Source organism: Streptomyces sp. NPDC048002, assembly GCF_040653275.1.
Classification (GTDB): Bacteria; Actinomycetota; Actinomycetes; order Streptomycetales; family Streptomycetaceae; genus Streptomyces.
This window is the reverse complement of the sequence record NZ_JBEZNL010000076.1, coordinates 1-13,015: the sequence shown is the minus strand read 5'-3', so window position 1 is coordinate 13,015 and position 13,015 is coordinate 1. Positions and strand designations below refer to the sequence as shown.

The window sequence follows — 13,015 nt, the reverse complement described above, 5'->3', positions numbered from 1 at the left end:
CGCAGTTGCGGTCGGTCGGGTCGGGCAGGGCCAGCAGCTGGAGGTAGAGGGCCGCCGCGTCCTCGCCGAGTCCGTGGGCCGCGGCGACCTCGGTGCGCCCGCGTACGCGTACGGCCCCGCCCTCCGGTGAGGAGGGCGGGGCCGTACGTGCGTGCGCAGCTTCAGCGCCAGCTGTGCGGGGCCCGGAAGCCGGGCTCGCGCTCCAGGCGGCGCCAGCCGGCCCTGGGGCGGCCCCGGTGGGCCGCTTCGGGCGTCGGCCGGGCGGCCGCGCGGGCGAGCAGGATGGCCGTGATGGCGGCGACTTCCTCGGGCCCGGCATGGCCCTTCTCAACGCGAATGTCAGGGACGCTCATGGGTGTCAGTCTCCGTGAGTGAGGTTTCCGCAGCGGTACCGGTGGGTTACTGCGGGGGGTTGCCGTGCTTGCGGGACGGCAGGTCGGCGTGCTTGGACTGGAGCATCGCCAGGGACTTGATGAGGACCTCGCGGGTCTCCGCCGGGTCGATCACGTCGTCCACCAGACCGCGCTCGGCCGCGTAGTACGGGTGCATCAGCTCGGACTTGTACTCCTTGACCATCCGGGCCCGCATGGCCTCCGGGTCCTCGGCCTCCGCGATCTGGCGGCGGAAGATGACGTTGGCGGCACCTTCGGCGCCCATCACGGCGATCTCGTTCGTCGGCCACGCGTAGGTGAGGTCGGCACCGATGGACTGGCTGTCCATGACGATGTACGCACCTCCGTATGCCTTGCGCAGGATCAGCGAGATCCGCGGCACGGTCGCGTTGCAGTAGGCGTAGAGGAGCTTGGCGCCGTGGCGGATGATTCCACCGTGCTCCTGGTCTACACCAGGCAGGAAGCCGGGTACGTCCAAAAGGGTGAGGATCGGGATGTTGAAGGCGTCGCACATCTGGACGAAGCGGGCCGCCTTCTCGGAGGCCTCGATGTCCAGCACGCCCGCCAGGCTCTGCGGCTGGTTGGCGACGATGCCGACGACCTGGCCGTCGAACCGGGCCAGCGCGCAGATGATGTTCCGCGCCCAGCGCTCGTGGATCTCCAGGTAGTCGCCGTCGTCGACGAGCTCCTCGATGACCTTGGCCATGTCGTACGGGCGGTTGCCGTCCGCGGGGACCAGGTCCAGCAGCACGTCGCTGCGGCGGTCCGCCGGGTCCGATGCCTCCGCGCGGGGCGGGTTCTCCCGGTTGTTCTGCGGCAGCATCGACAGGAGGTAGCGCACCTCCGCGATGCACGTCTCCTCGTCGTCGTAGGCGAAGTGGCAGACGCCGGAGGTCTCCGCGTGGACGTCGGCGCCGCCGAGGCCGTTCTGGGTGATCTCCTCACCGGTGACCGCCTTGACGACGTCCGGGCCGGTGATGAACATCTGCGAGGTCTCGCGGACCATGAAGACGAAGTCGGTCAGCGCCGGGCTGTAGGCCGCGCCGCCCGCGCACGGGCCGAGCATCACCGAGATCTGCGGGATGACCCCGGAGGCCTTGGTGTTGCGCTGGAAGATGCCGCCGTAGCCGGCGAGGGCGGAGACGCCCTCCTGGATACGGGCGCCGGCGCCGTCGTTGAGCGAGACCAGCGGGGCGCCGGCCGCGATGGCCATGTCCATGATCTTGTGGATCTTGGTGGCGTGGGCCTCGCCCAGCGCGCCGCCGAAGATGCGGAAGTCGTGGGCGTAGACGAAGACCGTGCGGCCCTCCACCGTGCCCCAGCCGGTGATGACACCGTCGGTGTACGGCTTCCTGGCCTCCAGGCCGAAGCCCTGCGCGCGGTGCCGGCGCAGCTGCTCGACCTCCTGGAAGGTGCCCGGGTCGAGCAGCAGCTCGATCCGCTCCCGGGCGGTCAGCTTGCCCTTGGCGTGCTGCGCCGCGGTCGCCTTCTCGCTGGGACCGGCCAGTGCCTGGGCACGGATCTCGTGCAGCTCGGCGACCCGGCCGCGCGCGTCCGTGGGCTCACCCGTCGTCTCTTCCAAAACGGTCATGTAGTGACCTTACGAAGCCCACCAAGGAAAGCGGGCCGTCGACTCCGTACAGTCTCCGGACCGTTTTCCTGGTACCACCGAACAGAACCGTGGCGACATGCAGCCGTTCCGACTGCTCAGGGGGCGTACCGCTTGTAGGGGTCGCACAATCCGGCCACCTGAGAGCCACCTCACATTCATGGCTCGCACATGCCATCCCCGGGGTGACAGGAGCGGGCATTCGGCCGCCTCCCGCCATGACCGAGGGTGAGACCTCGAACACACGCCGGAGGTTGTTGAAATCTGAACGGAATAGGTCTACGGTCGTGGGTGTTCAGCTAATTGAACGTTCAACATCGTCCCCCAAGGAGAGAACGTCATGAGCATCTTCGGCCGCAAGAACACCGTCGAGAGCGCCGCCACCGCCACCGCCGAGGTCAACCCGGAGCTGGCCGCCCTGACCGGCGAGTACTCCATCGACGCCGCCCACTCCACGCTCGGCTTCACGGCGCGCCACGCCATGGTCACGAACATCAAGGGCAAGTTCCTGGACTTCAGCGGCTCGCTGACGCTGGACGGCTCGGACCCGGCGAAGTCCACCGCCTCCATCGACGTCAAGATGGACAGCATCGACACCGGCTCCGCGGACCGTGACGGCCACCTGAAGAGCGCGGACTTCTTCAAGACCGACGAGCACCCGGTCATGACCTTCCGCTCCACCAAGGCGGAGGCCCTGGGCGGCGACGACTACCGCCTCACCGGTGACCTGACCATCCTCGGCACGACCAAGCCGCTCACCATCGACCTGGAGTTCAACGGCTCGGCCAAGGACCCCTTCGGCAACGAGCGCGTGGGCTTCGAGGGCAAGGCGGAGATCCTCCGCTCCGAGTGGGGCCTGACCTGGAACGCGGCCCTGGAGACGGGCGGCGTCCTGGTCTCCGACAAGATCAAGCTGAACTTCGACATCTCGGCCATCCGGAACGCGTGACGCCAACCGCCTCCGCTCCCCCGCCGCACCCCGAGCGCGCCCGCCCTCCACTCCCCGTACGGGAGGGCGGGCGCTCGGTCGTCCCCGGGGCGTGTCCGGGCCGTCCCGGGGCGCGTCCCGGCCGCCCCCAGGGCGTGTTTGCGCCCTACCCCTCCCGCAGCCGGGTGAGGGCCGCGGTGAGTCTGGCCCGCCTGGTCCGCGGAGTGCGCGCCTGGAGCAGCCCGAGCATGACCTGGTAGCGGTCGGACCTGCCGAGCCGCTCGAACGCCCCCCGGGCCCGCGGGTCGCGCTCCAGTTCCGCCGCGAGGTCCGCCGGCACGTCCGCGTTGCGCTGCGACTCGTACGCCGCCTCCCACCGTCCGTCGGCCCGCGCCGCCTCCACCTCGGCGGTGCCGGCCGGGCGCATGCGCCCCTCGGCGGTCAGCTCCGCGATCCGCCGCACATTGACCATCGACCACAGGCTGCCGGGCCGGCGCGGAGTGATCCGCTGGAGGAAGTACGACGCGTCCAGCGCCCTGCGCCGCCCGGTGATCCAGCCGTGGCACAGGGCCACGTCGTTGACGTCGGCGAAGTCGGCGGACGTGATGCCCGACCCCTTCTTGGCGACCTTCACCCACAGCCCCGGATGCGGGGCCGGATGGGCGGTGAGCCACGCGTCGAGGGCGTCGGCCGAGGCGAAGAAGAGGGGTTCCGGGGTGGTCATGGGGAGACCGTAGGCGGGATGTAGGACAGGATCCGTCCGCTATCGGGCGGGCGGCGGGCCTGGCTGGATTTCCCCCCTTGTCCCGGCGCTCACAGCCTTCTCATAATCCGAGCACAGGATTTGACGTGCCCGCGACAACAGTGGCGGGGCGTCAGCCGGCACGCCTCCACTCACCCCCCACGGAAGGCATCCCGTTGAAGTCTCTCCTCAAGGCCCTCAAGAGATGCGCCGTCGCCGCCACGGCCGCGCTCGCCGTCGTCAGCCTCCAGCCCGTGTCGTCCGCTCAGGCCGCACCCGCGCCCGTCGTCGGCGGGACCCGGGCCGCGCAGGGCGAGTTCCCGTTCATGGTGCGGCTCTCGATGGGCTGCGGCGGTGCGCTCTACACCCAGCAGATCGTCCTCACCGCCGCCCACTGCGTGGGCCGCACGGGGGCCAACACCAGCATCACCGCCACCGCCGGTGCCGTGGACCTCCAGTCCAGCAGCCGGATCACGGTGCGCTCCACGTACGTCTACCGCGCCCCCGGCTACAACGGCGACGGCAAGGACTGGGCGCTGATCAAGCTCGCGCAGCCGATCAACCTGCCCACCCTGAAGATCGCCACGACCACGCAGTACAACACCGGTACCTTCACGGTCGCCGGCTGGGGCGCCGCCAGCGAGGGCGGCGGCCAGCAGCGGTACCTGCTCAAGGCAACGGTGCCGTTCGTCAGCGACGCCACGTGTCGTACGTACAGCGGCTACAGCGGGCTGATCGCGAGCGAGGAGATCTGCGCGGGCTACACGGCGGGCGGTGTCGACACCTGCCAGGGCGACTCCGGCGGCCCGATGTTCCGCCGGGACGCGGCGAACGCGTGGATCCAGGTCGGCATCGTCAGCTGGGGCATCGGCTGCGCCCGCCCCAACGCCCCCGGTGTCTACACCGAGGTGTCGACCTTCGCCTCCGCCATCGCCTCGGCGGCGGCCGGTCTCTGAGCACCCTCGCACCGAGGACGGGCCCGGCGCACCGCGCGCCGGGCCCGTTGTTCCGTGTCCACCGGCATCCTGCCCCACGAGGCAGCCGGGACCACGAGGCAGCCGGCCCCACCAGGCAGCCGGGACCGTCAGAAGCCGCCGCCGAAGTCGCCGCCGCCACCGAAGTCCCCGCCGCCGAAGCCGCCCGAGAAGTCGTCGGTGGCGAAGTCCGCGCCGGAGAGGTCGCCGCCCTCGTAGCCGCCGCCGAAGTCGCCGTACCCGGAGCCGTAGTCGGCCGCGTAGGCGGGGCTCGCCATCATGCTGCCGAGCATCGTGCCGATGAGCAGGCCGGGCAGGATCCCGCCGCCGAAGTAGCCGCCGGCCCAGGGACCGTAGGCGGGGCCCGCGTCCCAGTAGGGGCGGCGGGCGCCGGTCTCGGTGGTGACCTCGCGGATCATCGGCTCCTCGCCCTCGTCCAGCCGCCGCCGGTCGGCCGCGCAGACCGGCACCTCGCGGGTGGCGCCGCCGGGCGGGGTCCAGGTGAGGTCGGCGACGGACGGGCCGTGCCGGGGGTCGAAGAAGCAGGGCGGCCGCCGCTCGGGCAGCGCACGGCCCTCGCGGCGGGCGGCCAGGACGGCCAGCGAGTGGCGGCCGTCCTCCAGGGACTGGGTGACGGCCCGGACGTCCTCCGGCCGCGTCGCCGCGTCCATCAGCCGCTTGCTCTGTTCGTAGGAGTCCAGGGCGTGTTCGTAGTCGGTGCGCATCGCGTCGTCGGCGCCCAGCTCGCCGGGGTGGAAGTCCAGCCGTTCCAGCTCCTCGCCGAACGCGGTGATGTCCTCGTCGACGACCACGCGCAGCTTCTCCAGCGCCTCCCGCTGTTCCCGCTCATGGGCCTGGCGCCGGCGCCGCACCAGCGCGTACACGCCCGCGCCGCCCGCCGCCAGCACCACGCCGGTGGTGACCAGACCCGCGACCGGCACGCCCTCGTCCGTGGTCGTCGAGGACCAGGAGGCCGGCGCCGAGCCGCCCACGTTCCGCAGGGCCGCGTCGACGAAGTCGTTGAGCTGGGCCTTGACGTCGTCGGTGTCCTCCACCGCGGTGACCAGGTTGTCCACGGCCTGGTTGCCGAGCACCGAGGAGTCGGCCTGCGCCCCGAAGCGGTCCCCGCTGCGCACCGCGTACAGGCCGGTGATGCCGGTCTCGGTACGGAGGTTGAGGAAGAGGTCCTCCGCGGGCTGGTCGGCGGGCAGGACGGCCACGAAGACCGGCTTGTCCGCGTCCCTGATCCTGTCGGAGAGCGCCTCGGCGTCGGACGCGGAGAGCTGGTCGGAGGCGGCCGGGTCGACGTACACGGGGTCCTCGCGCAGCGACTCGGCGACCGTCGACAGATCCGCCGCGGCGAACGCGCCGGGAGCCCCGGCGGTCAGCACCGCGAGGGTGGCGGCGACCGGGACGAGGGCCCAGCGCGCAAGGCCCCGGAGCAACGGAGTCCTCATACCTCGACGCTACCTGACGAAACGGACAAACGTACCGGGCCCGGCGGGACGATTCCCGCCGGGCCCGGCGCCCGTACGACGGTTCAGTCAGCCCGGTGGGCCGCGATCAGCTTCTCCACGGCCGCGCCGTAACGCCCCTGGGTCAGCAGCCGGTCCGCCTCGGCGAACGGTTTGGCCAGGCCGGGCGTGACCGCCTTCTGCTGGACGATCAGCCGCGCCTTGGTGACCAGCGCGCGGCCGGCCTCCTCGGCCCCGGCCCGCTCGGCCGCCGCCGCGGCGATCCCGAGCACCCGCAGGGTGGCCGCGCCGCCCTCCGGCACCTTGGTGAGCGTGGTCAGGCCCCAGCCGTAGGGGAACTGCGGGTCGTACGAGGCGTCGCCGACGTTGATCGGCAGCTGGGCCTCGGACTTCGGCCAGGTGACGGGGAGCTGCCCGGTGAAGGGCCGCTTCCCGTAGAGCACGTCGGCGATGCCGTCGCCCTCGGAGCCCGGCAGCCAGGAGGCGACCAGGGCGTCGATGTCGCCGAGCCGGTCGCCGACGAGCTGCGGGCGCCCGGAGACGATCAGCACCGCGCACTTCATCGCGGCGCACACCTTGTCCACGGCCGCCCGGTCGGCGGCCGACAGGTCCAGGTCGTGGCCGTTGCCGACATCGCCGACGCCCTCGGCGTACGGGGTCTCGCCGACCACCACGACACCGACGTCATGGCCGTCGGTGGGCGCGGAGGCGTCCTTGGAGTACGTCAGCCCGGTCGCCCGCTTGCGCATCGCCTCCAGGACCGTGGTGCCCTCGGTGATGTCGCCCGAGGCGCCCTGCCAGGTGATGGTCCAGCCGCCGGACTGGTTGCCCAGGTCGTCGGCGTTGGACCCGGCGACGTACACCTTCTGCGACTTCTTCAGCGGCAGCAGGTTCCCCGCGTTCTTCAGCAGCACCTGCGACTCGGCCGCCGCCTCGCGCGCCACCGCGCGGTGCCCGGCGGAACCGATCGTGTCGGCGCCGCCGGTGTCGGCGTACGGCCGCTCGAAGAGGCCCAGCTCGAACTTCTGGGTGAGGATGCGCGAGACGGCGTCGTCGATCCGCGCCCCGCTGATCCGCCCGGCCTCCGTCTCGGCGACCAGGGCGGTGTGGAACTCCTTGTAGGAGTACGGCGCCATGACCATGTCGACGCCGGCGTTGACGGAGGTGCGGACGTCGCTCGGGTAGTCGCCCGGGATCTGGTCGATGCCGTTCCAGTCACTGATCACGAAGCCGTCGAAGTCCATCCGCCCCTTGAGCACGCCGTTGATCATGTCGCCGCGGGCGTGCATCTTCACCGGTCCCCGGCCGTCGCCGGCGAGGTCCAGGGAGGAGTAGGACGGCATGACGGTGCCGACACCCCGGTCGACGGCGTCCTGGTACGGGGCCAGGTGCACGGTCTCCAACTGCTGCCGGGTGACCTCGGTGACGCCCTGGTCGATGGTGTAGGTGCCGGTGGTGGAGGAGCCGTAGGTGGTGCCGCCGTCGCCGACGAAGTGCTTGGCGGTGGCGAGCACCTTGTCGCCGCGGTCCAGGTCCCGTCCGTCCGCGCGGCCCTGGAGTCCCTGGATCACGGTCGCCATCGACTCCACCAGCGCCGGGTCCTCGCCGAACGCCTCGTAGGAGCGGCCCCAGCGTTCGTCGCGGGTCACGCACAGGCAGGGTGCGAAGTCCCAGGGCACGCCGGTGGCGCGGACCTCGGCGGCGGTCACCTCGCCGGCCCGCCGGGCGAGCCCGGGGTCGCGGGTGGCGCCGATGCCGATGTTGTGCGGCAGGATCGTGGCGCCGGCCAGGTTGTTGTGGCCGTGCACCGCGTCGACGCCGTAGATCAGGGGGATCTGGAAGCGGGTGGCCTGCGCCCGCAGCTGGAATGAGTCGATCATCTTCGCCCACGCCTCGGCGGTGTTGGGCGTCGGGGTGGAGCCGCCGCCGGAGAGCAGCGAGCCGAGGCCCAGGGCGGCGATGTCACCGGGCGCGCTCATCGCGCCGCGCTCGGCCTGGGTCATCTGGCCGGCCTTCTCCGCCAGGGACATCCGTCCGACCAGGTCGGCGACGCGCTCGCGCACGGGCAGCCTGCTGTCGAGGTAGGGCAGCCCGTGGGCGTCCACGACGATCTGCGGGCTCTCCGCGGGCGCCTTGGCGCCGGTGACCGTCAGCCTCAGCGGGACGGTCTCGGCGGGCTCGGCGGCGCGGTCCTTCAGGGTCGGCACCCGTACGGTGCGGGCGGTGCCGGAGGCGGTGCCGGCCGGGAAGGTTACCGTGCCGGTGACCGGGGTGTAGTCCTTGCCGGGTTCGGCGCTGCCGCCGGCCGTCTCGTAGGCGACCGTCACCGGTTCGTCGAGCGGGGCGGCGCCGGTGGTGGCGACGGTGACCCGCACCGCCGCTGTACCTCCCTCGCGCACCGGGTACACGGCCGCGTCGGTGGTGACCGAGGCGCGCAGCGACTGGTCGGCGCGGCCGTACAGTTCGACGGCGTCCATAGCGAACGCGCCCGGCGCGCCGACCGGGAGGGTGACCGCGTAGCCCCAGGTCTCGGTGAGGCCGAGGACCTGGTCGATGCCGCCGACGGGCTGGTAGTCGGTGCGGTAGACGAAGTCGGTGAACGGGATCTCGATCTGCTTCCAGCCGGTGAAGTCGTCCGTGAAGGACGTCGTCCACAGCTCGGAGGCCTCGCCGTTGGCGCCGCCGTCCTTCAGCTCGAAGGCGATCCTCCGGCCGTCGTCGTGGCCCTCCCACCAGAAGCGGACGCCTTTGCTCGCCGACCAGTCGTGGGCGGGCTCGGCGAAGGCGAAGTCGTGGGTGAAGCCGCCGTAGCCGCTGATGTCGTAGGTGCCGGAGAGGACCTTCTCCCCCTCGGGGGCGTCCTCGCGCGCGCTGAACTCCAGGGCGGGCCGGTCGTCGTTGTCGCTGCCCCAGGTGAAGATGCCCCCCGCCGGCGGTTCGGCGAAGGGCACCTCGCCCTCGAAGCGGTCCACGGGGACCGGGGCCGGTTCGTCGGCGGCGCGGGCCGAGGAGAACGGCACCAGCGCGGCAAGCAGAGCGGTGGAGACGAGCAGGGCGGTTCTTCGCATGGAACATCCCTCGACTCTCATAGTCCACATTCGGCTTAGATCACGCCGTGAGTTAACTGTTGACTCGGAGAGCCGTCAAGGGACCACGCAGGCACGGGTGTCCGGCGCCGGGGGCACCGCCCGGGTGCGGCACGCGCCCCCGGCGCCGGTGGTGCGCCTACTCCGCCGGTGAGACCCCCGCGCGCAGCAGGCCGTACGTGTACGCGTCCTCCAGAGCCTGCCAGGAGGCGGCGATGACGTTGTCGGCGACGCCGACCGTGGACCACTCGCCGGTGCCGTCGGAGGTGGAGATCAGGACGCGGGTGGTCGACTGGGTGCCGTGCACGCCCTCCAGGATGCGGACCTTGTAGTCGACCAGGTCGAGCTTGGCGAGCTGGGGGTAGATCTTCTCCAGCGCGACGCGCAGGGCGCGGTCGAGGGCGTTGACGGGGCCGTTGCCCTCGGCGGTGGCGACGATGCGCTCGCCCTTGGCGAAGAGCTTCACCGTGGCCTCGTTGGCGTGGCTGCCGTCGGGGCGGTCCTCGACGATCGCGCGCCAGGACTCCACGCCGAAGTACTTCAGCGGGCGGCCCTCGACCTCGGCGCGCAGCAGGAGTTCGAAGGAGGCGTCGGCCGCCTCGTAGGTGTAGCCCTGGAGTTCGCGCTCCTTGACCCGTTCCACGACCCGGCCGACCAGTTCCCGGTCGCCGCCGAGGTCGACGCCGAGTTCCTTGCCCTTGAGCTCGATCGAGGCCCGGCCGGCCATGTCGGAGACCAGCATCCGCATGGTGTTGCCGACCTGCTCGGGGTCGATGTGCTGGTACAGGTCCGGGTCGACCTTGATCGCGGAGGCGTGCAGTCCGGCCTTGTGGGCGAAGGCCGAGACGCCGACGTAGGGCTGGTGCGTGGACGGGGTGAGGTTCACGACCTCGGCGATGGCGTGCGAGACCCGGGTCATCTCCCGCAGCCGCCCCTCGGGGAGTACCTTCTTGCCGTACTTCAGTTCCAGGGCGGCGACGACCGGGAAGAGGTTGGCGTTGCCGACGCGCTCGCCGTAGCCGTTCGCCGTGCACTGGACGTGGGTCGCGCCCGCGTCGACCGCGGCGAGGGTGTTGGCGACGGCACACCCGGTGTCGTCCTGGGCGTGGATGCCGAGCCGGGCGCCGGTGTCGGCCAGGACGGTCGAGACGACCGCCTGGACCTGCGCCGGGAGCATGCCGCCGTTGGTGTCGCAGAGGATCACGACGTCCGCGCCCGCCTCCGAGGCGGTGCGGACCACGGCCTTGGCGTACTCGGGGTTGGCGCGGTAGCCGTCGAAGAAGTGCTCGCAGTCGACGAAGACCCGGCGGCCCTGCTCACGCAGGAAGGAGACGGTGTCCCGGACCATCTCCAGGTTCTCGTCCAGGGTGGTGCGCAGCGCGAGTTCCACATGCCGGTCGTGGGACTTGGCGACCAGTGTGATCACCGGGGCGCCCGACTCCAGCAACGCCCTGACCTGCGGGTCCTCGGCGGCCTTGGCGCCCGCCCGGCGGGTGGCGCCGAAGGCGACCAGCTGGGCGTGGCGGAAGTCGATCTCCTGCTGGGCGCGGGCGAAGAACTCGGTGTCCCGCGGGTTGGCGCCGGGCCAGCCGCCCTCGATGAAGCCCACGCCGAAGTCGTCCAGGTGCCGTGCGATGGCCAGCTTGTCCGCGACGGTGAGGTTGATGCCCTCACGCTGGGCGCCGTCGCGCAGGGTGGTGTCGAAGACGTGGAACGAGTCGTCGAGCTCGCTGGTTTCCGTCATGGTCTGAAGGCTCCTGATGTATGGATCTCGGTCTGTACCGGAATGACCGGCTCCACCGTCCCCCAATGATCCCTCGCGCTGCGCACCCGGCTGAAGGTGGGCCTGAAATGCGAAAAACCTCTCGCGGGTGCGAGAGGTCTGCGCGCGGGTCGAGGACGACGGTGTCCGCCCGTACCTGGTCGTACGTGGCGGTCACTGCGGACCGGCGCGCCTGCTGCCAATAATCATGGCGAACGAGAGCACGGGGGCAGTCTGGCACAGTCCGCCCCCGTGGTTACCGCCCGTCTCACCATGCGAACCCTGCGCTGGTCGCTCCCGGTCTCAGCCGTCCACGAGCAGGGACTCCGCCAGGAACTCCGTGACATGGCCGAGGACCTGTTCCCGGTCGGTGCCGCGCAGCCCGATGGCCACATGGATGGAGAAGCCGTCGAGCAGTGCCCTGAGGCGGGCGGCGAAGCGGTCCGGGTCGACCGGCCGGAACTCGCCCCGGGAGACCCCCTCCGCGAGCAGCGCCACCAGGTCGCGGTGCCAGGCGCCCTCGATCGCGGCCTGCCGGTCGCGGGCGTCGGCGTCGGCGTTCTGCGAGCGGTTCCAGACCTCCAGCCACAGGGTCCAGTGCGGATCGCGGTGGCCGTCGGGGACGTACAGGTCGACGTAGGCCGCCAGCCGTTCGCCGGCCGGGGCGGGCCGGGTCAGCAGCCGGCCGCGCTCGGCGCCGAGCCGGCCCTCGCTCCACTCCAGGGTCCGCAGCAGCAGTTCGTCCTTGGAGCCGAAGTAGTAGAGGAGGTGTCCGCTGCTCATCCCGACCTCGCGGCCGAGCGCCGCCATGGTGAGCTGCTCCAGACCGCGCTCGGCGATCATCTCCATGGCGGCGACGAGAACGTCCTCGCGGGGCGGCGCGTGTCTGCGCGCACCGGCCATCCGGCTGCTCCCTAGGTGCTCGGCTGCTGCTGGGTGATGCAGTGGATGCCTCCACCGCCCGCGAAGATGGTACGGGCGTCCACCAGGGTCACCGTCCGCTCGGGGAACAGCCGCCGGAAGATCCCGGCCGCGCGTTCGTCGTGCGGGTCGTCGAAGGCGCACAGGACGACTCCGCCGTTGCAGAGGTAGTGGTTGATGTAGGAGTAGTCGACCCAGTCGCCGTCCTCGTCGCGCAGGACGGTCGGCGCGGGGACCTCGACGACCTCCAGGCGGCGGCCCTTGGCGTCGGTCTGCCCGCGCAGGATCTCCAGATAGGTGCGGGAGCGCTCGAAGTCCGGGTGTTCGGGGTTGCGCTGGGTGTGCACCAGAACCGTGCCGGGCCGGGCGAAGGCCGCGACGATGTCGACGTGCCCCTGGGTGCCGTAGCGGCCGTAGTCGCCGGCCAGGCCGTGCGGGAGCCAGATCGCCTTGGTGGTGCCGAGCCGGGCGTGGATCTCCGCCTCGACCCGCTCCCGGCTCCAGCCGGGGTTGCGCCCGGCGCCCAGTTGGACGGTCTCGGTCAGCAGGACCGTGCCCTCGCCGTCGACGTGGATCGCGCCACCCTCGTTGACCAGCGGGGAGGACAGCACCGGGACCCCGGCCAGGTCGGCGACCTGGCCGGCGATCTCGGCGTCGTGCTCCCAGCGGGCCCAGTCCTGGCCGCCCCAACCGTTGAACACCCAGTCCACGGCGGCCAGTCGGCCCTCGCCGTCGCGGACGAAGGTCGGGCCGATGTCCCGCATCCAGGCGTCGTCGAGTTCGCGCTCCACCAACTCCACCTCAGGGCCCAGCAGTTGGCGCGCCGACTCGCCCTGGCCGGGTCCGTGCACCATCGTGACGGGCTCGAAGCGGCGTACGGCACGGGCCACCGCGGCCCAGGCGGCGCGCGCCTCGGCCAGCTCCTTCTCGTCGGCGAAGGTGGGGTTGGGGCCCGGCCAGGCCATCCAGGTGCGCTCGTGCGGGGCCCACTCGGGGGGCATGCGGTAGGTCATCGCGGGGGTCCTAGGGGAACTAGATGAGTGAGTCCGATGTGTGTGCTGGTCGCGACCATGGCGAAGGGCGCCCGTTGGTCAGTGTGTGAAGACAAACCTGGACGCCCTTCTGG

10 protein-coding genes are annotated in these 13,015 nt (G+C 71.6%); 2 read left to right on the top strand and 8 right to left on the bottom strand.

Annotated elements, in window-relative coordinates:
* Positions 1-161: 161 nt before the first annotated feature.
* Together AB0E07_RS39500 and AB0E07_RS39495 are read right to left on the bottom strand one after the other, a co-directional pair.
* Positions 162-353, bottom strand: coding sequence for an acyl-CoA carboxylase subunit epsilon (locus AB0E07_RS39500; protein ID WP_362263239.1), 192 nt, complete (start codon positions 351-353; stop codon positions 162-164).
* 46 nt (positions 354-399) lie between these two features.
* Positions 400-1,983 (bottom strand): acyl-CoA carboxylase subunit beta, encoded by a 1,584-nt coding sequence (locus AB0E07_RS39495; RefSeq protein ID WP_362263237.1) that lies wholly within the window; start codon positions 1,981-1,983, stop codon positions 400-402.
* Positions 1,984-2,341: 358 nt separating this feature from the next.
* On the opposite strand from AB0E07_RS39495, the gene AB0E07_RS39490 reads away from it, so the two are divergent.
* On the top strand, positions 2,342-2,950 hold the full coding sequence (locus AB0E07_RS39490) for a YceI family protein (protein ID WP_362263235.1): 609 nt from the start codon (positions 2,342-2,344) through the stop codon (positions 2,948-2,950).
* Positions 2,951-3,095: 145 nt separating this feature from the next.
* Here the strand turns inward: AB0E07_RS39490 and AB0E07_RS39485 are convergent, their stop codons facing one another.
* Complete coding sequence (locus AB0E07_RS39485) at positions 3,096-3,653, bottom strand: YdeI/OmpD-associated family protein (RefSeq protein ID WP_362263233.1); 558 nt, start codon at positions 3,651-3,653, stop codon at positions 3,096-3,098.
* 194 nt (positions 3,654-3,847) lie between these two features.
* Here AB0E07_RS39485 and AB0E07_RS39480 point away from each other — a divergent pair, with 194 nt between their 5' ends.
* Positions 3,848-4,627, top strand: coding sequence for a serine protease (locus tag AB0E07_RS39480; RefSeq protein ID WP_362263231.1), 780 nt, complete (start codon positions 3,848-3,850; stop codon positions 4,625-4,627).
* Positions 4,628-4,755: 128 nt separating this feature from the next.
* Here AB0E07_RS39480 and AB0E07_RS39475 read toward each other — a convergent pair whose 3' ends face one another.
* From AB0E07_RS39475 to AB0E07_RS39455, 5 genes are all read right to left on the bottom strand, one after another.
* Positions 4,756-6,102, bottom strand: a complete 1,347-nt coding sequence (locus tag AB0E07_RS39475; RefSeq protein ID WP_362263229.1) for a hypothetical protein — start codon at positions 6,100-6,102, stop codon at positions 4,756-4,758.
* An 83-nt stretch (positions 6,103-6,185) separates the two neighbouring features.
* Positions 6,186-9,188 (bottom strand): glycoside hydrolase family 3 N-terminal domain-containing protein, encoded by a 3,003-nt coding sequence (locus AB0E07_RS39470; RefSeq protein ID WP_362263226.1) that lies wholly within the window; start codon positions 9,186-9,188, stop codon positions 6,186-6,188.
* Between the two features lie 157 nt (positions 9,189-9,345).
* Complete coding sequence (gene cimA / locus AB0E07_RS39465; protein WP_362263224.1) at positions 9,346-10,950, bottom strand: citramalate synthase; 1,605 nt, start codon at positions 10,948-10,950, stop codon at positions 9,346-9,348.
* Positions 10,951-11,271: 321 nt separating this feature from the next.
* Entirely contained in the window at positions 11,272-11,871 is a 600-nt protein-coding gene (locus tag AB0E07_RS39460; RefSeq protein ID WP_362263221.1) for a TetR/AcrR family transcriptional regulator, read from the bottom strand.
* An 11-nt stretch (positions 11,872-11,882) separates the two neighbouring features.
* Positions 11,883-12,902 (bottom strand): agmatine deiminase family protein, encoded by a 1,020-nt coding sequence (locus AB0E07_RS39455; RefSeq protein WP_362263218.1) that lies wholly within the window; start codon positions 12,900-12,902, stop codon positions 11,883-11,885.
* Positions 12,903-13,015: the final 113 nt, after the last annotated feature.